This window comes from Streptomyces sp. RPA4-2 (genome assembly GCF_012273515.2).
GTDB classification, from domain to species: Bacteria; Actinomycetota; Actinomycetes; order Streptomycetales; family Streptomycetaceae; genus Streptomyces; species Streptomyces kaempferi.
Genome location: NZ_CP050975.2, coordinates 9,445,237 through 9,467,395, shown reverse-complemented (window position 1 = coordinate 9,467,395; position 22,159 = coordinate 9,445,237). Strand labels below are relative to the sequence as shown.

22 protein-coding genes are annotated in these 22,159 nt (G+C 72.6%); 7 read left to right on the top strand and 15 right to left on the bottom strand.

Annotated elements, in window-relative coordinates; all coding sequences use genetic code 11:
- Positions 1-205 precede the first annotated feature (205 nt).
- Positions 206-1,309, top strand: a complete 1,104-nt coding sequence (locus HEP85_RS41825; RefSeq protein WP_168532583.1) for a Gfo/Idh/MocA family protein — start codon at positions 206-208, stop codon at positions 1,307-1,309.
- 291 nt (positions 1,310-1,600) lie between these two features.
- Here the strand turns inward: HEP85_RS41825 and HEP85_RS41820 are convergent, their stop codons facing one another.
- The 11 genes from HEP85_RS41820 to HEP85_RS41770 form a co-directional block, all read right to left on the bottom strand.
- Positions 1,601-2,668, bottom strand: coding sequence for a MerR family transcriptional regulator (locus HEP85_RS41820; protein WP_168532581.1), 1,068 nt, complete (start codon positions 2,666-2,668; stop codon positions 1,601-1,603).
- A gap of 134 nt (positions 2,669-2,802) precedes the next feature.
- A complete protein-coding gene (locus HEP85_RS41815; RefSeq protein ID WP_168532579.1) occupies positions 2,803-3,768 on the bottom strand; it encodes a catechol 2,3-dioxygenase in 966 nt (321 codons plus the stop codon).
- A gap of 10 nt (positions 3,769-3,778) precedes the next feature.
- Positions 3,779-4,867: a 4-oxalomesaconate tautomerase gene (locus tag HEP85_RS41810; protein ID WP_168532577.1), complete on the bottom strand. Its 1,089-nt coding sequence runs from the start codon at positions 4,865-4,867 to the stop codon at positions 3,779-3,781.
- Entirely contained in the window at positions 4,864-5,583 is a 720-nt protein-coding gene (locus HEP85_RS41805) for a 4-carboxy-4-hydroxy-2-oxoadipate aldolase/oxaloacetate decarboxylase (RefSeq protein ID WP_168532575.1), read from the bottom strand. Before HEP85_RS41805 ends, HEP85_RS41810 begins: the two co-directional genes overlap by 4 nt.
- Positions 5,580-6,329: a PIG-L deacetylase family protein gene (locus HEP85_RS41800; RefSeq protein WP_168532573.1), complete on the bottom strand. Its 750-nt coding sequence runs from the start codon at positions 6,327-6,329 to the stop codon at positions 5,580-5,582. The genes HEP85_RS41805 and HEP85_RS41800 overlap by 4 nt, the downstream gene beginning before the upstream one ends.
- Before the next feature lie 48 nt (positions 6,330-6,377).
- Positions 6,378-7,028: a GntR family transcriptional regulator gene (locus HEP85_RS41795; RefSeq protein ID WP_168532571.1), complete on the bottom strand. Its 651-nt coding sequence runs from the start codon at positions 7,026-7,028 to the stop codon at positions 6,378-6,380.
- Between the two features lie 551 nt (positions 7,029-7,579).
- A complete protein-coding gene (locus HEP85_RS41790) occupies positions 7,580-8,056 on the bottom strand; it encodes a DUF5707 domain-containing protein (protein WP_168532569.1) in 477 nt (158 codons plus the stop codon).
- Between the two features lie 347 nt (positions 8,057-8,403).
- Positions 8,404-8,526, bottom strand: a complete 123-nt coding sequence (ykgO, locus tag HEP85_RS41785; RefSeq protein ID WP_148014371.1) for a type B 50S ribosomal protein L36 — start codon at positions 8,524-8,526, stop codon at positions 8,404-8,406.
- Positions 8,527-8,564: 38 nt separating this feature from the next.
- Positions 8,565-8,825: a type B 50S ribosomal protein L31 gene (locus HEP85_RS41780; protein ID WP_168532567.1), complete on the bottom strand. Its 261-nt coding sequence runs from the start codon at positions 8,823-8,825 to the stop codon at positions 8,565-8,567.
- Between the two features lie 47 nt (positions 8,826-8,872).
- Positions 8,873-9,037 carry a 50S ribosomal protein L33 gene (rpmG, locus tag HEP85_RS41775; protein WP_153286939.1) on the bottom strand — a complete coding sequence of 55 codons (165 nt, stop codon included), beginning with the start codon at positions 9,035-9,037 and terminating at the stop codon, positions 8,873-8,875.
- A 122-nt stretch (positions 9,038-9,159) separates the two neighbouring features.
- A complete protein-coding gene (locus tag HEP85_RS41770; RefSeq protein WP_168532565.1) occupies positions 9,160-10,479 on the bottom strand; it encodes a lipopolysaccharide assembly protein LapB in 1,320 nt (439 codons plus the stop codon).
- A gap of 442 nt (positions 10,480-10,921) precedes the next feature.
- On the opposite strand from HEP85_RS41770, the gene HEP85_RS41765 reads away from it, so the two are divergent.
- Positions 10,922-11,389 carry a hypothetical protein gene (locus HEP85_RS41765; RefSeq protein WP_168532563.1) on the top strand — a complete coding sequence of 156 codons (468 nt, stop codon included), beginning with the start codon at positions 10,922-10,924 and terminating at the stop codon, positions 11,387-11,389.
- A gap of 22 nt (positions 11,390-11,411) precedes the next feature.
- Here the strand turns inward: HEP85_RS41765 and HEP85_RS41760 are convergent, their stop codons facing one another.
- Together HEP85_RS41760 and HEP85_RS41755 are read right to left on the bottom strand one after the other, a co-directional pair.
- Complete coding sequence (locus HEP85_RS41760) at positions 11,412-11,774, bottom strand: hypothetical protein (RefSeq protein WP_369658071.1); 363 nt, start codon at positions 11,772-11,774, stop codon at positions 11,412-11,414.
- A 358-nt stretch (positions 11,775-12,132) separates the two neighbouring features.
- Complete coding sequence (locus tag HEP85_RS41755; RefSeq protein ID WP_356012425.1) at positions 12,133-13,581, bottom strand: MFS transporter; 1,449 nt, start codon at positions 13,579-13,581, stop codon at positions 12,133-12,135.
- Between the two features lie 292 nt (positions 13,582-13,873).
- Here HEP85_RS41755 and HEP85_RS41750 point away from each other — a divergent pair, with 292 nt between their 5' ends.
- From HEP85_RS41750 to HEP85_RS41740, 3 genes are all read left to right on the top strand, one after another.
- The gene (locus HEP85_RS41750) at positions 13,874-14,452 is read left to right on the top strand and encodes a TetR/AcrR family transcriptional regulator (protein WP_168532559.1); all 579 of its coding nucleotides are present in this window, start codon (positions 13,874-13,876) and stop codon (positions 14,450-14,452) included.
- A gap of 94 nt (positions 14,453-14,546) precedes the next feature.
- Complete coding sequence (locus HEP85_RS41745; RefSeq protein ID WP_168532557.1) at positions 14,547-14,927, top strand: MauE/DoxX family redox-associated membrane protein; 381 nt, start codon at positions 14,547-14,549, stop codon at positions 14,925-14,927.
- Complete coding sequence (locus HEP85_RS41740) at positions 14,924-15,391, top strand: peroxiredoxin (protein WP_168532555.1); 468 nt, start codon at positions 14,924-14,926, stop codon at positions 15,389-15,391. The genes HEP85_RS41745 and HEP85_RS41740 overlap by 4 nt, the downstream gene beginning before the upstream one ends.
- Positions 15,392-15,445: 54 nt before the next feature.
- Here HEP85_RS41740 and HEP85_RS41735 read toward each other — a convergent pair whose 3' ends face one another.
- The gene (locus HEP85_RS41735) at positions 15,446-15,829 is read right to left on the bottom strand and encodes a hypothetical protein (protein WP_168532553.1); all 384 of its coding nucleotides are present in this window, start codon (positions 15,827-15,829) and stop codon (positions 15,446-15,448) included.
- Between the two features lie 14 nt (positions 15,830-15,843).
- A complete protein-coding gene (locus HEP85_RS41730; RefSeq protein ID WP_168532551.1) occupies positions 15,844-16,188 on the bottom strand; it encodes an SH3 domain-containing protein in 345 nt (114 codons plus the stop codon).
- A gap of 418 nt (positions 16,189-16,606) precedes the next feature.
- On the opposite strand from HEP85_RS41730, the gene HEP85_RS41725 reads away from it, so the two are divergent.
- Together HEP85_RS41725 and HEP85_RS41720 are read left to right on the top strand one after the other, a co-directional pair.
- Complete coding sequence (locus HEP85_RS41725) at positions 16,607-18,055, top strand: hypothetical protein (RefSeq protein ID WP_369658070.1); 1,449 nt, start codon at positions 16,607-16,609, stop codon at positions 18,053-18,055.
- On the top strand, positions 18,055-22,038 hold the full coding sequence (locus tag HEP85_RS41720) for a hypothetical protein (RefSeq protein ID WP_369658069.1): 3,984 nt from the start codon (positions 18,055-18,057) through the stop codon (positions 22,036-22,038). Before HEP85_RS41725 ends, HEP85_RS41720 begins: the two co-directional genes overlap by 1 nt.
- The last annotated feature ends 121 nt before the right edge of the window (positions 22,039-22,159 follow it).

The following is a 22,159-nucleotide window of genomic DNA, read 5'->3' as shown; positions in this document are numbered from 1 at the left end:
GAACACGTCGCGCCCCGCCGTCACTCCCTCGCGCCGATCCCCTCGACCTGCGGGCCAGGGTCGGCCCCGTGGGACTCACCGGACATGGCCGGCCGGGTGCCCTCCCGGGACACGCCCGCGGGTGCCGTAGCTGTCGTCGTGCGCCCGCCGGGGATTACGGGGCAGCCCTTAGACTCGGGGCGAGGACGCGGGGAGGAACGGACACTTGAGGACAGGACCCATACGGTTCGGCATCGTGGGCAGCGGGTGGCGGGCCGAATTTTTCGTCCGGCTGGCGAGGGCACTGCCCGAGCGGCTGGCGGTGGCGGGCGTCGTGACGCGTTCGGCCGAACGCGTCGCCCAGCTGAAGGCGGAGTGGGGTGTACCGGCCTTCCGAACCGTCAGCGAACTGTGCGCCGCTGAACCGGAGTTCGTGATCCCGTCGGTCCCGTGGGAGATCACGCCGCAGGTCGTACAGGAACTGGTCGAGCGTGAGGTGCCGGTCCTCGCCGAGACTCCGCCGGCGCCCGACGTACGCGGCCTTCGGGACTTGTGGGATGCCGTGGGAGGCGCGAAACGCGCCGGGGGCGGCGGACTCGTCCAGGTCGCGGAACAGTACCCCCTGATGCCCGGCCACGCCGCTCGCATGGCCCTCGTACGCGAGGGCGTGATCGGCAAGGTCACGTCCGTCCAGGTGTCCTCGACGCACATGTATCACGCGATGTCGCTGATCCGGCACACGCTGGGTGTCGCCGGCGGGCCCGTCACCGTGACGGCTCGGGCCTTCACCGCCCCGCTCGCCGATCCGCTGTCCCCCGCCGGCTGGTCGGACGATCTCACGCCCAAGGACGCCGTCAACACCCTCGCTCTCCTGGACTTCGGCGGGGCCCGCACGGGCCTGTACGACTTCACGGACAACCAGTGGTGGAATCCGCTGCGCGCCCGACGGATCGTGGTACGCGGCTCGCTCGGCGAGATGGTGGACGACACGGTGGTACGGATGGCCGGTCCGCGCACACCCGTGGAGTCCCCGCTGATGCGCCGCCGGACCGGGACGGATCTCAATCTCGAAGGAGCGGAGGTGCACCACATCTCGTTCGACGGACGGGTGGTGTGGCGCAACGACTATCTGGGCGCGAGTCTGTCCGAGGACGACCTCGCCGTGGTGGACCTGCTGTGCCGTACGGGGGCATGGGTCCGGGACGCCGGCCCCGAACCGTATCCGCTGGCCGAGGGCTGCCAGGATCATCTGCTGGCGTTGGCCATCGAAGAGTCGGCGCGTACGGGAGCGCCGGTGACGACCGCGGTGGAGGCGTGGGCGGCACGCTGATCCCTGGCCTTCAAAGCGTGGTGTCGTAAAGCTGACGGATGGCGATCTCGGCAGCGACGTCTCGTCGGCCGATGTCCCTGGCGCCTCGTGCCGGCGGCCGGTGCCTCGTGCCGGCGGCGTCACGGCCCGAGGCCCAGCAGCCGTGACAGATTCCCTGGGCGCCGGGCACCATGGTGTGGTCCGTTCGTTCGATCGACGATGGGGCATCCGTCTCCGTCCATGGGTTCCCCAGCACCCTGATCCGGCTGCATCCGACTGGTCTGGGCGGGCCGGATCAGGGTGAACGTACCGTCAGTCCTCCAGGCGGACCGGCATCAGGATCGAGAAGGTGCCCTCGTCGTCGGGCCGGCGGATAGCGATCGGCGTCGTGGAGGTGCCGAGCTCCAAAATCAGTCGGTCCCTGGCCCCGGCGGTCAGCGCGTCCAGCAGGAACTCACGGTTGACGGCGACGCGGTTCGGGTCCTCGACACCCTCAGCGCAGAGGGTCACGGTGCCGCCATCCTCCACCCTGAGCATGCTGAGGTCGTACGCTCCGGTTTCTCCGGACCGGACCGGACCGGTCTCCAGAGCCTTCCGGAAAGCCGCCACCTCGACGACGGCGCGGCGCCCTGCGACCTGCGGGAGGAGACGACGGTAGTCGGGGAAGTCGTGGTCGAGGCACTGACCGGCTGCCTGCGTGCCCCCAGCCTCCAGTGCCACGCGGTCACCGTCGACGGAGAGCCGCACGGGTCCCTCGCCGTCCAATAGCGCCCGCATCGCGTCGGCGAGCGGGGTGGGCACGATGACCTGCACTCGGCTCCCGTCGTGCCCGGCGATACCGACCTGCGCGACGGCCATTCGGTACCGGTCGGTGGTCACGACGTGAAGGCTCTCACCCTCGATGTCGAACAGGACCCCGCCGAGCATCGGCAGCTCCGGGTCGGTGCTCGCCGCGAAACGAACCGCGTCCACCGCGGCTGCCAGTCGGGGCGCGGTGATGGACAGCCGGACGGTGGCGATGCGGAGCGAAGTCATGACATTCTCCCTGTGATCGAGTAGGGCTCGGAGCGCGGAGAACTCGCTGCGGGCATCGGACAGTCCCTGCTCGAGGCGGCGCAGGTGCGCCTTCAGCAGTTTCCGGACCAGATCGGTGTCCGCGCCGGACCAGCTGGCCAGCACCAGCCGGATGTCCGCCAGCGGCATCCCTGACCGGCGCAAGCGGGCCAGCAGCCGGGCCTCTTCGAGCTGCTCGGGTTCGTACCAGCGGTAGCCGCTCACCGGATCCACCCAGGCCGGGACCAGCACTCCGGCACGGTCGTAGAACCGCAGGGCGCTCACACCCAGGCCGCTGTCGCGGGCCATCTCGCCAATGCTGCGCATGTCGTTCTCCACACCCAGCACTCTGGACCCTGCACAAGGTCGAGGGTCAACCCGGTTCCGGAACCGATCGTGCGGCGGTCCCGCCACCGTCAGCGGTGCAGGGGCCGCCGTCCCGCGTGCTCGTCCCGCCTGTGTCAGGTGTCCTGGGCCTGGTCGAGAGGTGGTGTGCCGTGGGTGTGGAAGGACTCGATGGTCTTCAGGCCCCATGCCTGGCCCTTGGCCCGCTCGGCCTCGGTCCAGGTGATCAGCGGCCAGTCGGGGGCCAGGACGAGCCGGGTGAGCGGGTTGCAGAGTTCGACGCGGTTGCCGCCCGGCTCGTAGACGTACAGGAAGAACGTCTGCTGGATGGCGTGCTTGTGCGGGCCCGTCTCGATGAACACGCCGGTGTCGAGGGCGAGGTCCGCGGCGCGCAGGATGTCCTCACGGGTGTCGGTCGCGAACGCGATGTGGTGCAGCCGCCCGCGCGAGCCCGTCCGGTCCTCCGTGTAGACGACGTCGTACGACTTGTCCGTGAACGTCAGCCACTTCGCGGCGATCCGGCCGGTGTCGAGGCGGATCTGCTCGGTCGGCCGGGCGCCGAGCAGGCGGTGGTGGAAGTCGGCGTTGGCGGCGACGTCGGCCGCGAGGTAGTTGACGTGGTCCAGACGACGTACGCCCACGCCGTGGCCTGGCTTGGCCTGGGGCTGGTTCTTCAGGCCCGGCCTGAGCCCGTCCGGGGCCCGGTACCACTCCGACTCCCAGTACAGGGCGACCTCGTGGCCGTCGGGGTCGCTGGTGACGTACAGCGGGCCGAGGCCCGGCTCGTCCTCGGTCCAGCGGCCCGCGTGGCCCGCCGTCTCCAACTCCCCGACCCTGCGCCGCAGGGCCTCCTCGCTGGAGGCACGCAGCGCGGTGCGGCGCAGGCCCGAGGTCTCGTGCGCGGTGAGGACCAGGCTGTGGTGCTCGTAGTCGTCCCAGGTCCGCAGGTAGACCGAGTCGCCGTGCCTGCCGTTGACCGTCAGGCCCAGGTAGTCGGTGAAGAACCGCAGACTTCCGTCCAGGTCCGGGGTGAGCAGTTCGACGTGCCCGAGGTGGGCGATGTCGCCAAGGGGCGGGGCCATCCAGGCCTCCTCACAGGTGGGCTGCGGCTGCGGCCGGCCGGGCGAAGACCGTGCCGTCGAAGATCTTTCGTGCGGTGCGGACTACGACGGTGCGCCGGGCCACCGGGGTGGCGCCGGCGGCGCGGTGGTCGAGGGCGGCCTCGATGTCGAGGAATCCCGTGGGGTGCTCGATACGCAGCAGGTCCCCGTGGGCGGGCAGCCGGGCGATGCCCTCGCCCACCCCGCCCCCGACGCGCAGGCCCGCGGCGACGCCGGCGGCGCCCAGCACGCCGATCGAGGGGTGGCAGCGCACCGGGATGAAGGTACGGGTCATGACCGCGCCCCCGTGCAACGGCGGGGCGAGCAGGCTGAGTTTGGGAACGGTGGCCGCTTCCACGTCACCGAGGCCCATCAGCTTCCCGGCCTCGAGCCGGATCGCCCGCAGTCGCCCGGCGAGCGCGTGGTCCACCTCCAGCTCCCCGGGTTCCTCGTATCCGGTGACGCGCAGGGCGGCCGCGGCGATCAGTACGGTCGGCATCCCGTTGTCGACGCAGGTCACCGGAGTGCCGGCCGCGGTGTCGCGGACGCGCCCGGTGGGCAGCAGCGGACGGGGTCCCGGCGGGAACTCGACCATCACCGGGGCGGCGGTGCCCGGCACGCCGGAGATCTCGGCCGTACCGGTGTAGTCGACGCGCCCGCCGGGTGTGGCGAAGGCGGCGACGGCGAGGTCCCCGGAGTTGACCATGCGGATCCGTACGGAGGTCCGCTCCTCCCCGGCCCGGACCAGTCCGCGTTCGACGGCGAACGGGCCGACCCCGGCGAGCAGGTTGCCGCAGTTCTGCCGGTCGGAGACCTCGGGCCGGTCGACGCCGACCTGGAGGAACAGGTAGTCGACGTCCGTTTCGGGGCCGGCCGACGCGGAGATCACGGCCACCTTGCTGGTCAGCGGGTGCGCTCCGCCGAGGCCGTCGGTCTGGCGCGGGTCGGGGCTGCCCATGACCCGCAACAGCAGATCGTCGCGTGCGCCGGGAACGGGCGGGAGATCGTCGGCCAGGAAGTAGGCGCCCTTCGAGGTGCCTCCGCGCATGAGCATGCAGCGCACCTCCTCGCCCGCGCTCATGACCCGGTTCCGTCGCGGACGTCGGGGGCGCACTCCTCGTAGGACCGGTACCGCACGCCCAGTTGCGCGAGGGTCTCACGCAGACCGTAGCGGTCCAGGCTCAACTGGCCCCCGGTGAAGGCGGTTCGGGTGGCGTCCTCCTTGGCGGCGCGCGCCTCGGCCGCTCTGACGGCCGCGCCTGCCTGCTCGCGGGGCACGCACACCACGCCGTCGTCGTCGGCGACGACGACGTCCCCCGGCCGGACGATCTGGCCGCCCAGCACGACGGGTACGTTCACCGAGCCGGCCGTGGCCTTGACCGTGCCACGGGCGCACACCGCGGTCGACCACACGGGGAAGCCCATGGCGCGCAGGCCGGCCGTGTCGCGTACCCCGGCGTCGATGACCAGGCCGCGCACCCCGCGGTGCTGGAGCGCGGTGGCGAACAGGTCGCCGAACATGCCGTCGGTGGAGGGCGAGGTGGTGGCGACGACGAGGATGTCGCCCGGCGCGCACTGCTCGACGGCCGCGTGGATCATGAGGTTGTCGCCGGGCCGGCACAGTGCGGTGACCGCGTTGCCCGCGACGCGTACGTCCTGCTGGATGGGCCGGAAGCCGGGGCCGAGGCTGCCGCGGCGGCCCATGCCCTCGTGCACCGTGGCCACGCCGTGGCCGGCGAGCGCCTCGACGTCCTCGGCGTGCGCGCGCGGCGGATTGGTGATGATCAGACCGCTCACGCCAGTTCCTCCGTGACCTGTGGGTAGGGGCGCATGTAGGCCTCGCCGTAGGTGGTGTGGGGCAGGCCGAGGTTGGGACCCGCGTTGCGCCTGAGCTGTACGCCGCGTCGCTTCCCCAGGTCGGTGTAGTACTCCCACAGGTGCTGTTGGGTGGCCAGGCACTCCATGGCCGCGCGCTTGGTCTCCCACACCGGGGTGATGTCGAGGAGGACCTCCGGCCTGAAGCCGCACATCTCCGGCTGGTGCGGCTCGAAGAAGAACACCGGAGGGGCGCCGATGACCTCGCCGTCGGACGGGTACCCGATGGCCTGGGCCAGGACGCGCGCGTCCAGCGCCATCCGCGCGGCGGCCGGGTGGTCGCCGTTGTAGGGGTCGTCCCGGGGGTGGGTCAGCACCACGTCGGGCCGGGTGTCGCGATAGATCCGTACGAGACGGTCGGTCAGGTCCTGGGTCACCGGCAGGGGGTAGTCGCCGGCGTCGAGGAAGCGGACCTCGGCACCGAGCACCGCGGCCGCCGCCTCGGCCTCGGTACGGCGTATCTCCTTGATCTCCGCCAACTTCCTGCCCTCGCGCCAAGCTTGGGCGGACTCACCGCGCTCCCCGTAGGTGAGACACGCGAGGGTCACCTTCTCTCCTCGGGAGGCGGCCAGGGCGATGGCTCCTCCGGCCCGCCAGACGAAGTCCCCGGCGTGCGCGGTGATGACGAGCGTCGATCGTGGGGTGGTGGGCGCCTTGCCGTGCGTCATGGCTCACATCTCCTTGGTGGACAGGCCGGTCGGCCCACCTCCGAGACGTCATTGGCGCAGTGCGTCGATGACTCCCGCGAGGTGGCCGCGGACGGCCGCTTCGGCCGCCTGCGGGTCCCGGGCCCTGATCGCCTCGATCATGGCCAGGTGCTCGCTCAGGGACTGCTGGGGACGTCCGGGCCTCAGCGCGAGCTGGAAACGATGGCGCACCAGTTGTCCGTTGAGCCGCTCCAGCAGTTCCACGGCGACCCGCTGGCCGGAGAACTCCCTGATCCGGGCGTGCAGTTCGTGGTTGAGCCCGGAGTAGACCAACGGCTCACCGTCGGCGACCGCCTTCGACATCGCCGTTCCCAGGCCGGCCAGTTCGGTGAGCTGGTCCTCGGTGGCCGCGACGGCCGCCTTGGCCGCGCACAGGCCTTCGAGGGCCATACGGCATTCGGTGATGGCCACCGCTTCCTCGACCGTCACCACCCGCACCCGCGAACCGCGGTTGCGGATCCGCTCGACGAGTCCCTCCGACTCCAGCTCGATCAGCGCGGCCCGGACGCTGGCCCGGGTGACGTCGAACCGTTCGGCGAGTTCGTTCTCCACGAGCCGTTGGGCCGGCGCCATCTCGCCCAGCAGGATGGCCTGCCGCAGCTGTGCCAGTACGTGCTTCCTGGCCTGCTCGCCGGTGCCCGGACGGGCTTCCTTCGGCATCGTGCCCTCCCTGAGTGAGTGCCTGTCGAACGTAAATCCAGGCCGAGAAGATTGTCAACAATTTTGTCCGGTATGTTGCCGACACGCGCTGCGGGCGCTGCGGTCAGCCGTCACCGCGGCCTCGAACCGGCCCAAGCGTCCCATGGGTGCGGTGCGGTTCCGCGTCGGCCGGACGGGACCGATCCGCGGATCCGGTGCGCGCTCCGACCGCCGACCAGCACGTGGCACGGGCGCCGTCCGCAGGCGGGCTCGGGAGCGACGTCCGCACAGTGAGACGCGTACCGCGGGGGGTTTCCGGAAAACACATGAGCCCCGCTCTCCGAATCGGAGAGCGGGGCCGTATGGAGCGCCGGGCAGGCCTTGCACCTGCATCTCCCCGCAGGAAGCGGGGCGTCTTTCCTTGGACCACCAACGCCGGGCCCGCTACCGGAGATCCGGCCGCGTGCTCAAGATCGACTATAGCGGAGAAGCGCCGCGGGACACAACGCGGCCGCGGCGGCGGCCCGTTCCCCCGCGGGGCTGTCGCCGGACCGGCGACGTTCGGGTGGCGCTCAGCCCGCGTGACGCGTGACGGTGAAGGTCGACGCCTTCGCCGAGAACGTCGTGCCGTGGTCCTTGGCGGTGACGAGGACCGCGATGTACCACGTACCGGCCGGGACGTCGGCGGCGTCCTTCCCGTCGACCGGAGACCGGTAGGCGCACACCGAGGTGGTCGCCGAGGAAGCCTTGCACGTGGCGCTCTCGACGTACGCCATCTCCGACGCCTTGGGCGCCAGGTGCGAACTCCTCGGCCAGGCCAGGACCTTCACGCTCCTGATGCCCGAGTCGTCGGACACGGAGGTGGTGAAGGTGAAGGTATGGGTCCCGCCGTTCCCGAGGACCACCGGGTCCGAGGAGGACTTCCCGATCACCGGATCTCCCGTCCGTCCGGCCGCGTCGGCGGTTCCGACGAGGGCGACGGTGGCAGCGGCGCCGCCACCCAGGACGACGGCACCGGCGAGTGCGGACACGACGAGGCGCTTGGACATGTGATTCCCCCATGACGAGAAGGCCGACGGACCGACCACCGCACACGCGGGGCCGGTTCGGCACGACGCACACCAAGTCCCTTGAACGGAACCAGAGCTGACGGTCAATCAGCGTGCGATGTTCGTCGTGCCGTGTGAGGTCCATGGTGTGGGCCACCGGGGTCGCCGGGCATGAGTACGGCTACTCAACCCGCCTCGGTCCGCTCCCGTGAGTACCTCGCTCCGGCGAATCGGCGGGCGGGTTCCGCACCACGCGGTGGTTCCGGCCTCGCGACAAGCGGCCGGCCCGGTCCTCGCACCGTGCGAGGACCGGGCCGGCCGTCACTCTGTCCGCCCCGGGTGCTTCGTCAGCCCTGGCGGGCCTTGAAACGCGGGTTCTTCTTGTTGACGACGAAGGTCACACCGCGCCGGCGGACCACCTGGGCGCCGGGCTTCGACTTCATCGAGCGCAGGGAATTACGTACCTTCACAGCTCTGTTCTCCTTCTCCTGGGCAGGCGGGCCCGCGGTCAGTGCCGCGGCGCGGCCGCGCGGCCGTAGCGGCGCTCGAAGCGCTCCACCCGGCCGGCGCTGTCCACGACCCGCGCGTTCCCGGTGTGGAACGGATGACTGGCCGACGAGATCTCGACATCGATCAGCGGGTAGGTGTTGCCGTCCTCCCACTCGATCGTCCTCGACGAGCGCGCCGTCGAACGTGTCAGGAACGCGACGTCCGCGGCCCGGTCACGGAAGACGACCGGCCTGGATTCGGGATGAATACGGGGCCTCATGCGTGTTGCCTCCTTGCCACTGCCCACCCGGCCACGCCGGGGTCGATTCAGCGTTCCTCGCGGAACGGAACGTGCTCACCCGCCACCCGGTCGTACTTGCGCAGGACGAGCCGGTCGGGGTCGCTGAGACGGTTCTTGCGCGTCACGTAGGTGACGCCGGTCCCGGCCGTCGACCTCAGCGTGACGACGGGACGCGCACTGCTGCGTGCCATGAGGTCCTCCTTCCGCCCGCACCGCGAGGATCTTGACTCGCGCATGCCAGCTACGTGGGGTGTAACAGCGACCCCCCTCATCGCATTCCCGCCGTGCCGGGCGCACCTGGGGCCGGGGCCGGTCAGGCGAACCTGGCGCTGGGGACCGGGCCGGTCGAGGTCAGCCGGGCCCGGTCGCCCCGGAGCCAGGAGCCGTGCACCGCCGCCACGAAGTCGGTGATCGCGCCGAGCGGGTCCGCGGGCGTTTCGCCGTCGCCCTCCCCCGGGGACGGATCGGCTCCCACGATCTCGGCGGCGATCCGTTCCGCCGGCCGGTCGTCGGCCGCCCCACGTTCCACACCGCCGTCGTCCCCCGCACCGAGCTGCGGGCCCCACGGAGCGACGACCGACTGGTGCAGCAGCGTGACACTGTCGGCGGTGACCACCGGGGCGTCGGTCCAGTTGCTCGCGTGTTCGTGCAGCACCTGTCCCGGGGCGCGGTCGAAGAGCTGCCCCAGGATCTCGGGGCCCCCGTCGGCCTCGGCCGCCCCGTTCAGGTCGTACGCGACCACGACGGTGTCCTCCCGTCCCGGAGCGAAGGGCTCCGCGGGAAGGCCGAGCACCTCGGCGGCGGCCAGACCGAGGATCCGGCTGTCGCGGTCGGGCAGGAGCGACACCGACCGGGGGCGCACCTCGGCGGCGTCCAGCAGCGCCCTCAGCCGCAGCAGACCCTCCAGGCACTGGCCGTAGGAGTCCTGCAGCCACGCGTACCGGCCGGTCATCCCGGCGCCGAAGCCGAACGGCGAGAGCGTGCCGAGGATCGTGCCGCCCATCACGAACTGCCAGCCGCGCAGGTCGGTCACGTCGAGCGGGCTCACCGGCTCCGCGCTCGCGGCCCGCTCCAGCATCCGGCGCTGCCGGTCACGCGTGGGCACCCACCGAGGGTCCGTCGGGTCCGGCAGCAGCGCGTGCTGGCGCCTCGCCAGCGGGAGGTCACCGGACATGATCGCGTTGTAGACGAGGAGGTAGCGGTCCGGCCACTGTGCGAAGTCGTCCTCGTACCGTGTCAGCACCTCGACGGCCTCGCCGTGCCGGCCCTCGCGCTCGTACGCGGACACGAGCTCACGCATCACCATCAGGGCGCCCGGGTTTCCGCGCACCGCCTCACGCAGGGCGGGTATCGCCAGGGCGGAGAGCCCGCGTTCGACACAGGCGTACCCGAAGTCGTAGAGCGCCTGCCCCTTCCCGGGATCCGCGGCCAGCGTCGCGGCGGCCTCCCGGAGGTCGTCGAAGCCGGCCATTCCCGCGGCCCGGCCGGCCACGAGCGCCGTCTCCGCGAGCGGCAGGGTCTCCGCGCCCTGCTTCACGAGCCGCAGGGCGCCGGGTATGTCCCCGGCGTCCAGGCACTCCCAGGCCTTCAGCAGGTCGGCGGACTTCGGTCGGCGGTTCTTGCGAGAAAACATGCTGGAGATCATCTCCGGGCGGGCCCGGCGCTCTCAACCTCTTTGTTCCTGCCGTCCGTCCCTGCCGAGGTTCCGGGACGCCAGGGTCGGCGGTCCCCTGTCCCCCCTGCCCCCCCCCCTGTCCCCACTGTCCCCGGCACGGGATCAGCCGGATGTCGCCACGCCTGCCCCTCCCGCGCGCCGGTCACGGTCGTACACCGCACTGTCACCACTCTTCCGTGGGGCCGTGACCGTCGTCCCCGTGGGGCTCGCGGTCGCCCGCCACGGACCCTGTGGATGACATCCGAGCGGCCCGGCGGTAAACGCCAGACCGCGCCACCCCTTCCGAAGAATAGAAATATCTACCAGCATGAACACGCCGGGTCGGCGCCCGGGTGCGGTCCCGCATCCGGGTGTCGCTTCGCACACGCCCGAACAGCCTGTGAGGACGCGGGAGTTGGTCATGCCGGATGCAGCGTGGAGGCAAGCTGTCGAGTGGCTCGCGGCGGCGGCCTCGGACCCTCGGGCCTGCAAGCGGGAATGGGATCAGGAGCCGGGAACCGCGCTGTTGGAGGCCGGCCGGTTCTGGGACGTCCTCAGCGTTCCCGAGCAACTCGGCCTGCTCGCCCTGGACATCCTGTGGAACGACCCCCCGCACGCGCCGGGCCCGACCCTGGTGGACACCGCGGCCCGCCGCGTGGGCTTCTTCCTGGCACCGGACCCCGAGAGCCGCTGGGTCGGATCCGGTATCCGTTATGCCTGCAAGGGATCGTGGGTCGCCGTGCCCCCGCCCTACCGCTCCGCGGGGTTCCTGGAGTGGCTCATCCCGCCGGACGGCACCGGGGAGCTCCATTCGGCCGCCTCCCTGGAGCTGGCCCTGCAGCAGGCCAACGGGACCCTCGCCGTCCTGGCACCCTCGCGGGAGTGCTGAGACACCGGAGGAACAGCGGGGGTCAGCGGCCCGGAAGACCGCGCGGTACGGGGACGGCGGGCACCTGCTCGCCCTCTTCCTTCCCCGGGGCCCGCTCCGTGCGGGCGTCCGACGGCCGGGAGGGGGGTCCCACCGGCCGGCGGACCGCTCGGGAGCCGGCCGGACACAGCTCGCTCTCCGACGGGTCGGGGGCGGCGAAGGAGGCCCACAGCACCTCGAAGACCTCGCGGCGCTCCGGGACCGTACGGCCCTTGGCCCGCCATTCCGCGACCAGTTGGGCGTAGATCGGCGGGTGCGTCGGGTGGCCGGCCGCCGGCTCGGCGTGGGGCCGGCCGGCGAAGTCCTCCTCCGGACGGCGCCGCCGGGCCGTGTGTGTGCTGTCCATGACGGAGCAACGGCTACGCGTGCGCCGGTGGTACGCGCCCGTCCGTCCGCTCACCGGGTCGGGTGAGGGCGCCGCCCATTTGGAGTCATGCCTCGGTAGCACAGTAGGACAAGCATCTTCCCGCATCGTCGAGGCGCCGCTCCGACGGCCGAGACACCCCCCACCTCGCCGGAACGCCGTCCGTACCGGCGGGGCGGTACGTGCGCCGCCCCACCGGTGGGGCCGGGTCGTACGGCCCGGTCCCACCCGTACGACCCGGCCGCGCAGGCCCGGCCCCGCCTGTACGACCCGGCCGCGCAGGCCCGGCCCCGCCTGTACGACCCGGCCGTACAGTCCAAGGCCCCGTCGTCCGTCCGTCTCAGTTCCGCGCGCCGGACACGACGGCCTCGGCCTCCGTGCTCGGCGGGTCGGAGACGGCGCGGGCGCCGGGCATACGTCCGGTCCGCCGGGCCGGCACGAGGAGGGCGGCCAGCGCGGCGCCGAGGCAGAGCAGGGCGAGCAGGCTGAACCCGTGGGTGTAGCCGGAGCCGTAGGGCAGGCCCGAGGGCTGGAGGCGGCCGGTCACCAGGACGCTGGTCACGGCCGCGCCGATCGATCCGCCGATGGTACGGATGTTGGCGTTCATCCCGGTCGCGGCGCCGGTCTGCTCGGCCGGCACACTGCCGACGATCAGGTTGGCCATCGAGGCGAAGGCCAGTCCGATGCCGAGGCCGAAGACACCCGCGGCGAAGGCCACCTGCCACTGCTGGTCGTGCCAGGCGGCGAGGAATCCGCAGGCCACGGCGCCGAGCGCGGCACCGGTCGTGAGCAGCCTCTTGGCGCCCAGCACCGGCTCCAGCCGGCCGCTCAGCACGCCCGAGCAGAACATCGCGATCAGCATCGGCAGCATGAGCAGTCCGGCCCCGGTCACGCTGGCCCCGAAGCCGTAGCCCGCGGAGCGGGGGGTCTGCACGAAGCCGGGCAGGAAGGACCAGATCGCGTACATGCCGGCGCCGAACAGCAGGGCGGCGGCGTTGGTGGTCCACACCGCGGGCAGCCGCATGACGTTCAGGTCGATCAGCGGGCTGCTGGAGCGGGCCTCGGCGTACAGCCACAGCGCGAAGAGCACCACGGCGGCGACGAACAGGCCGATCACCCGGTCCGATCCCCAGCCCCAGTGGGTCGCCTGGCTGAGCGGCAGCAGCAGGGCCACCAGCCAGCCGGAGAGCAGTACGGCGCCGAGCCAGCTGACGCGCCCCTCGGCGCGCTTCGGGGACTCGGGAACACAGCGCAGCGCGATCAGGGTGGTCACCGCGACCACGCCGACCGGCAGCCAGAACAGCCACTTGTAGTCGAGGGCCGACACGATGGGACCGGCCGCCACCAGGCCGACGCCGCCGCCCGCCGCGATCACGGCGGACAGGTTGCTGATGCTCGGGCCGACCTCGGCCGCGGTGAACTCGTCCCGGATGATGCCGAAGGACAGCGGGAACAGTGCGCCGCCTATGCCCTGGACGACCCGGGCGATGATCAGTACGCCGATGGAGGGCGCGAGCGCGGCGAGCAGACAGCCGAGCGTCACGGTCACGAGGACGGCGACAAGGGTGCGCTTCTTGCCGACGAGGTCCCCGACCCGGCCGAGGATCGGGGTGAAGACGGACGCGGACAGCAGGTACGCCGTCATCACCCAGGTCACGGTGGACTGCGAGGTGTGCATCGCGTGCTGGACGGTCGGCAGGGCCGGCGCGATCAACGACTGGAGCATGGAGAACACCCCCGCGCCGGTCGCGAGGACCGCGAAGGTGAGGCGGGTGGACTTCCTGGGCATGGAAAAGCCTCTCGGAACAGGATGCGGCCGTGGTCGTACGGCAGGGATGGCCGACGGGCGGCCGTGAGCGTGGGGCGAGCGCACGGAGCGGTCGCGGGGGAGAGAAGGGACGGACGGGCGGCGCGGGCGGCACAGGGCCCACTGCCCGTCAACAGGGGGCACGGGCACGTCGTCGTCGCGTGCGGCCGCACGCAACGACGGGAACGTAGCCCCGACTGCTAAAGTGGAGGTATACCTCCACTGTACCGGAGGCTCACCTCCGGTACAACCTCTTCGCTGCCGGGAGGCACTCGTGACGGCCCAGCCGCTCTCCATCAGCGGGATCGTGGCGTCCCAGCGTCCGCACCGAAAGGACGCCGCTCGCAACTACGACGCCCTGCTGGCCGCCGCGCGTGAGGCGTTCGCGGAGAAGGGCGCGGAGGCGTCCCTGGAGGACATCGCCCGTCGTGCGGGGGTGGGCATCGGCACGCTCTACCGGAACTTCCCCACTCGCCGCCATCTCTTCGAGAGCGTCTACGCGGACGAGGTGGACGCCCTGTGCCGGATGGCGCGGGACGTCGCCACCCAGGAACCCTGGGCGGCGCTGACCTCGTGGCTGCGCCGGTTCGTGGACTACACCGTGACCAAGCGGGCCATCCGTGAGGCGCTCGACAACGAGTCGGAGATCTTCCTGGCCTGCCGGGACTCGATGTACCAGGCGGGCGGACCGCTGTTCGAGCGGGCGCAGAAGGCCGGCGAGGCCCGCACGGACATGGACTTCGACGACCTCCTGCGCATGGTCGCCGGGATCACTTCGACGAACTTCCTCGACGACGCCCAGCGCGACCGCGTCCTGACCGTCGCCCTCGACGGCGTCCGCGCCGCACACTGACGAGGCGACAGATCCGTTCGACCGTACGGAACCGCCCTCCGCACCTCCTCTTACCGTCCAGTAATATCTCGCGGAGGCCCCAGGAGGAGGAACCGTGCCACGGTCGGAACGCTCAGCCCTGTTGCTCGCCGGTCTGCTGGCGACCGCGGGGGTCGGTCACTTCGTGACACCCAAGCAGTTCGACGCGACGATTCCGCGCGCTCTGCCGGGATCGCCCCGCACCTGGACGTATGTGAGCGGGGCCGCCGAACTGGCGCTGGCCGCCGGGGTGGCGCTGCCCCGGACACGGCGTGCCGCCGCGCTCGCCACGGCCGCGTTCTTCGTCGGGGTGTTCCCCGCCAATGTGCAGATGGCCGTGGACTGGCGTCACCGTCCCGCGCCGCTCAAGGCCGCGGCACTCGCCCGGCTTCCGTTGCAGGTACCGCTGGTGCTGTGGGCACGCGGCGTCGCGAGGAGTGGGGAGGGCCGGTCATGACACGTACGGTCGAAGTGGGCGACAAGGTGGAGGACTTCGTCCTCCCCGACGAGACGGGCACGGACCGGCGGCTGTCCGAACTGCTCGACGACGGACCGGTGGTGGTGTTCTTCTACCCCGCCGCCCTCACGGCGGGGTGCACCGCCGAAGCGTGCCACTTCCGCGATCTGGCAGCCGAGTTCGCCGCCGCCGGCGCGCGGCCGGTGGGCATCAGCGGTGACACCGTCGACCGGCAGCAGGAGTTCGCCGGGCGCAACGGCCTGGGCTTCCCGCTGCTGTCCGATGTCGACGGGACGGTCCGCGAACGGTTCGGCGTCAAGCGCGGCTTCTCGCTGGCCCCGACCAAGCGCGTCACCTTCGTCATCGGCCGGGACCGTACGGTCCTGGAGGTCGTCCGCAGCGAACTGCGCATGAGCGCCCACGCCGACCGGGCCCTCGCCGCGCTGCGCGCCGACAAGGGCTGAGCCGCGCGGGCGCCCCGCTTCAAGGGCCCTTCGCACAGGCCCGTTCGCGTGAGGTCAGCAGCGGGCCGAGGCGGGCAGTCCCGCGTGGTCGTCCCCTTGCAGGAACACGACGTTGACGAAGCCGGCGCCGGTGTCCTTGTCGCCCAGGACGTGGATCCAGACGCCGCTCGTCCCCCCGTTGCCGGCCACGACATCGCCCATGAGCCAGCAGTCGGCGGGGTAGGTGTGGCCGGCGCGCAGCGACCCCCTGCGCGGGTACGAGGTGCTGGGACCGGCGTAGACGGACGTGTCCGTACGGGCTGTGACCGTGTACGTGTCGGAGGCAACGGTTCTGGTGTGCTCGGCCCGCGCCGCCGAGGCGGCCGGGGCCATCAGGAGTCCGAGTGCGAGTGCGGCACCGGCGACGGCTGCGCGGGCCGTGAGCCGCCTGGTCGGCATGCGGGTCTCCCGGCTCAGCACTGGTTGGAGGCGGGCAGGTTGGCGTACTGGTCGCCCTTGAAGTAGACCGCGCTGCTGTAACCGTCGGCGAACCCGATCCAGATGTCGTTCGTGTAGCCGTGGTCCGTGACGGTCTGGCCGTGCGTCCAGCAGTAGGCCTGGTAGGACCGGCCCGCGGTCAGGGTGGCCAGAAAGGCGCTGTCCTTGGTCGGCAGCTGGCGGACGTTGACGTTCTCGTACGGCACGACGGTGTACGACTGCTCGGCGGGCGCGGCCTGCGCGGCGGCGGCCATGCCCGCCGGGGCGAGGAAGGCGAGTGTCGCGGCGCAGGTGGCGACGACTGCCGGGATACGGCGCATGAGAGATCCCCCTGTGGGTGGTGGTTCGTTGTCGAACACCGCCACAGTGGGTGCCGCGGCCGGCGGGCGGCAACGGCTTTCCACCCTGGTCGAAGTGACCGCGCGGACACCGGACATGGAGCCCGGGTGTACTCCCGTCGACCCCTCGGTGGTCGGCGGACGTCCATCCGCCAGAGTCCGTGATCTTGCTCCCCGGGTGGCCGCCGTGGTGGTTACGCTCCCGAGCGGATGGATCCGATGGGGCTGGGTTGCCACCCCGCGACGGGGACGGCTCACAGTGCGCAGGCAGCGGCAGACGTCGGGCGGAAACGGCGGTGCGGGCGACCACGGCCGAGGGCCGGTCGGTGCGGAAACCTCCGCCAGGAGCGGCGGCGAAACCCCGGCGGCGCGCCCGCCGTCCGCGACGACGGCCCCCGGTATGACTCCCCAGACTCTGCTGGCCCTGCAGAGGTCCGCGGGGAACGCCGCGACGGCGCGCGCACTGCGCGGGCGGTCCCCGGCGCTCGAAGGCCTGGCCGGATCCGGGCTTCCTCCGCGTGCCGGGCCCGCCGTCCCGGCCACGGTCGAGGAGCTGCCGGAGAGCGGAGCCGCCACCAAGCTGCCCACGGTGCTGCCCGCCCTCCGTGAGGAGGACGAGACCGGGGAAGGAACCGAGACCGGGGAAGGAACAAGGACCACTCCCCCGCGGCCCACCACGGCACGTTCGGGCCGCCCGGCGCGTCGGCCGGGACCCCCGCCGTCCGGCGCCGCCCCGGCCACGGCCCATGTGCCCCTCGGACTGCCCCCGTATCTGCGGGAGTTACGGGCTCCGGGCCTCTCCACGGCGTACCGGCTGACCGGGCACGAGTTCGTCTCCACCACCCTCGGGACGATCGTCGGACGCTCCGACGGCACGGTGGCGGAGATCCGCGAGGAGCTGGCCGGGCGCCCCGAGACGTTCTACGGGCAGGGCCGCTCCTTCACCGTCGAGGGACCGGAGGGGAAGGGGTGGTACGACGTCACCGTCACCGTCTCCCGGGACAGCGCCGACCTGCCCGAGACCTTCGTCTCCCCCGGGGCGGCGAAGGCGCGGGCGGCCGCGGCCGAACAGGCCGAGTCCATGGCCGCCCTCCATGCCAGGGTGGAGAGCGCCGGGACCACGGGCAAGGAGCGGGCCGACGACCACGACGGCCACGGCAGCTCCGCTCCCCGCACGGAGCCCGGCCCCCGGCAGGCGGCCCAGGCCGTGCGCCTGGCCGAGGGAGCCGGCGTCAAGGTGGACACCCAGCACAACACCTCGGGTGCGGTGAGCCACAGCTCGGGCCGCTCGGCCGGCAAGGGTGTCAACTTCATGGCGTTCGGGCTGGCGCCGGTGGTTCCCGGTGTGTGGCTCGGCGGGGCGGTGACGGCGAACGCGCAACCGTTCCTGTCCTCCACGGACACCCGGGTACAGAAGGCCGTGTCCGAACCGCGCGTGCTGCGCAGTGACAAGGGTTCGGTCGAGATACCGAGGAAGGTGCGCTACGGCATACGGATCAAGCGGCAGGGTGAGGCTGCGCAGACCTTCGGAGGCGGCGGGACGCTGATGATGCGGGTGCCCGTCGAACACCTGGTACCCGTGACCGCCCAGACACCCGCGCCGGCCCGACTGCGGCCCCTGGACGCCCCGTTGGCGAACCGGGTGCGGCTCGCGGACTCCCTGGCCCCGGTCGCGCTGGACGATGCCGCGGCGCCGGAACCGGGCGGTGGCGGGTTGTTCGACACCGTCCGCTCCGTGCTGCATCCCTCCCTGACCTCGCCGGGTGCGCCCGGCCGGACCCGGCTGCACGACGCCACCTCCACCACGACGGTGCTGGAGGATCTGCCGCGCTGCTGGGCGGGTGGGTGATGGGCGAGGACCTGGTGGCCAAGGACGGCAGCGCCACGGGCAGTTACCGGATGCGCGCCGACCTCACCGGCCTGGCGCCCTCGTGGCCGATCGGCGGGACGCAGCTGCGCACGCACCAGCAGGCGCAGCACTCGGTGTCCCACTCGGCGGGCAAGGGGCGCGGGGGCACCTTCGGCGCGGGCCCGGCGGCGGGGTTCGGAGTCCTGGGCGGTGCCGCCGCGGTGCGCGGCACGGTCATGCCCACGGCCGGAGTCCGCAAGGCGCGGTTCACGATGGCCGAACAGACGGTGTCGAGCCGTCAGGGAGCCGAGGTCCGGGGCGACAAGGTGCTCTACTTCGGCCGGGTGCGGTTCCGTGTCGAGGGCACCGGCCCGCTCTCGCCCGCGATGCGGGTGCGCGCGGGAACGCGGACCGCTCACCACTCGATGGACGTGTGGGTCGCTCTCCGGGCCGACGAGGCACAGGCACTCGGGCTCGCACTGCCCGACGGTGTCACGGCGGGCCCGATGGTCGCCGTACCCGCCGGTGGGGACGCCGGGAAGAAGAGGGCCGGGGACACCGCGGTGTCCGGGCAGACGGCGGAGGCCGAGGGGGGCGGCAGCTCGCGCGCGGGTCAGGACACCGAACGCCATCTGCCCTTCGGGGCCATGGGATCGAGCGTCACGATCAGCCAACTCGACACCGCGCCGCTGCTGTCCGGCATCGAGCGGCTCTTCACCGCCGATCCGCGCCTCGCGGGCTATCTGCCCTCGTTCGGCCCGGGGCCGGCGGCGGAGGCGAGCCGTGAGGAGGCCGAGGTCCAGCGCCGCAACTACCGCGAGCTCGTCACCGTACTGTCGGAGACCAACCTGCGGGTCAACAAGGACCAGTTGCTCTCCTCCGGGATCCGCGTGCGGATGCGGCGCAAGAGCCGGTGGCACGCGCACGACGTGCAGATCCGCGTCGTCGGGGCGCTCCGCGAGACGGGACATCTGGGAGACACCAAGGACTGGCTGGTGCGCAGTCACTCCGGCGTCACCAGCAACTCCCAGAGCGGGCGCTCCAGTTCGCGCTCGGTCGGCGGCCTCGCGCTCGGCCAGTTCCGGCTCGTCCCCGGGGTGCTGTCCGCCTCGGTGCGTGGCGAACGGATCCGGCACAGCTCCCGGCGCAACCAGGCGGGCCCGACGACGCGCACCGACGTGCTGACCAACGGCGGCGAGAGCACCAGTTCCTTCGGCGGCGCGCTGCGCCTCGACGTCGATGTCACCATGACCACCCGTGAGCGGTCCGCCCGGCGCGCCCTCACCCCCGGCGCCCCGGGCCGGGACGCGCCCGAGGCCGAACACATCGCGTCGAGTGCGGACACGGAGGCGCTGGCGCCGGCGGAGCAGGATGTACGCCTGCTCACCCCGACCGCGTTCACCCTGGACACCACGGCGAAGGACCGGCTGACGGCCCGCACCAGGACCCGTACGGCCGGACTGGCGGCGCCGCAGCGGCAGTTCACCGCGTCCGGCATCGGCGACCTGTCCACGATGACGCCCCGGTCGATCACGGGCCGCGCGGTCCGGGACTGGACCCTGGTGGAGACCCTGGGAGACGGCGGCCCGGTCCGGGACCTCGCCTTCCGGTTGCTGTCGCAGGCCGCGGCCCGTGGCCGGGAGCCGCGTGCGGACCATGCGCTGCGGACGGAGGGTCTCGCGCCGAGGCTGGCGATCGAGGAACGCTTCAGCCCCCAGGCCATCACCTCGGCGCTGCGCCAGGCGGTCTCCTCCGGCTGGGTGGTGAAGAACCTGCGCCACCCGCGCAGGCTCGCGGCGCTCGACGGCGCGGTGGGCACCCGGTTCGCCCTCGTCAACCCGGAGGTGGTGGCACAGGGCACCGGACCGGGAACCGAGACGTTCGTCCTCGGCGGGCACCAGGTCACCGGGCAGGAGGGCCGCGGTACCACGACCTCGGTGCAGGGAGGTCTCCTCGGAGCGGAGAACGGCGCCGGGTGGCGGATCGGCGAGGGGGTGTCGGCCGGCCGGAGCCTGAGCGAGAGCGGCTCCGTGGCGACGACGCTGAGCGGCAGCGTCGAGCGCAACGCCCACACCCCGCGCGGCCGTCCCCTCTACCTGGTCCACTGCGACCTGGTGGTCCGTATGGTCGGCGAGGTCAAGGTCACGGGAGGTGGCCCGTACGTGGCGAAGGGCGAGCGGACGCTGCCCGCCGCGGCGGCGCTCTGGCTCACCGGGGAACAGGTGCGGGCCGCGGGTCTGCGCGTGCCCGGGGGCGCGGCGAGCGAACCCACACCCGCGGTGGGCTCGTCCTGCTCCACGGCCGCCGCGGAGACGTCCGCCGACGACACACGGACCGGGCGCGACGACAGGACCGTACGAAAGCCGGCCGGCTCGCCGCGGCACGGTGAGCGGGCGAGCGGATCGACGACCCCCGCGGCGGCTGTTCCCGCCCTGGCCCAGGAGTTGCCGCTCGGCTTCGGCATGATCGAGGAGCTGCCCGACTTCGTCCCGCTGCTCGAACGGCTGCGGACCGACGTCGGGCGCCGTGACCGGGGCCTCGCGGACGCGTTGCTCCCCCGGCGGCAACTGGCCGATCCGAACGACAACATGCAGCGGCTGCTGCGCGTCCTGGACCGGGACGGGTCCGCCGGACTGCTCTCCGGAGCGATGGACGGCGGTGTGCCCGTCGAGCTGTTCCGCGGTCGCGGGACGCCGTACTGGGCCGTGTTCCGCGTACGTCGCACCCGGCCCGGCACGGCCGAGGGCGACGCGGCCGACGGCCGCGACATGGAGTACATCACCTCGGCCGTCGCGCAGAGGGCGCGCGGTGCCGAGACCGGCGACGTGCGCACCCTCGAGGGCGTCGTGGCGGGGGCGGGCAAACCGGAGGGCGGCGGTGGCCCGCTCAGGAGCGTCGGCGCGTCCGGCGGGCTCGGCGTCGGCGTCTGGGACGTGACCAGGTCCGCCGCCGTCGGGCGGGGTCAACTGGGCGTGAAGACCGTCGCGGAGGCCTCCGCCCGTTCGGTGCGGATGCGCGTACCGATCGAGGCTACCCTCGAACTGCACTCGTCCCGGGGCCGGGTGGGTCTGGCCACGCTCGGCGGCCAGTCCCTGGTCCACCGCGTGCCGGCGCACGACCTCGATGCGCTGTCCCGGCTGCGGCCGGTGCCGCGGGCCGAGGTGGGGCAGGCGTTCCTGCGGCCGGACGACGCCACGGCGGCCCGGCTGGGACCCTGGCACGCCCGCGGGGTGAGCCTGCCGATGGAGGCGCAGGTCAACGGGTTTCGCGGGGCGCCCGAGATCCGGCGGGTGATCGACGACACGGTGCGCGCGGCGCACGGGGTCGAGCGCTATCGCCGGACGGGCGACGCAGCGGCGTACGCCCAGCGCGAGGCGGTCTCCACCGAGTGGCTGATCTCCGCCCTGCCGCTGCTGACGGCGGCCGGGGCCGACCTGCCGGTCGTCCACGCGTCCGGCGTACGCGGACAGGATCTGCGCACCTCGTTGCACGCCAGGCTGCGCGGCGGACGGGTGCTGGGTGTCGGCGACAAGATGACCTTCGAGACGGTGGCGCAGAGCAGCCTGGACGCACCCCGGCCCACCGGCACGGACCACCAGCGGGCGGCGGAGCACGGCACGTCGGTACGGGGGCTGGGCGGCGCGGGGGTGCTGAACGCGGACGAGTTCCGGATGAACCAGTTCCTCGGCCACGCCGACCGGGCGGGCGGCGCCACCGACGCGGCCGCCCACGGTTCCGGCTCGATGCCGCTGCACAAGCCGAAGTCCGAGTCGACGCTCGTGCAGTTCACCCTGGACGTGCGGGTGGTGGCCCGGGTGAGCGGCCGGGGGCGGTCCGGCGCCGCGTCCGTCGCCGTACGGGACCTCACCCTCCCCGTCCCGGTGGTGGTGCGGATGCCCGCGCCCCTGGTGCGCCGCATGCTCCAAGACCCGTCCCGGCACGGCACGTTGCAGGACCCGGACGGACGGCTCACCTCGTCCTGACCCGCTTCGCCCGCACGGTCGCGCGCGGTGGCGGCACCACCGGCCCGCCGCTGCCCCCGCGGTCCGCGGCATGGCCCGTACGGTCAGGCGCGAGCCCGTCCCTGGCGCCCCGTACGGCCAC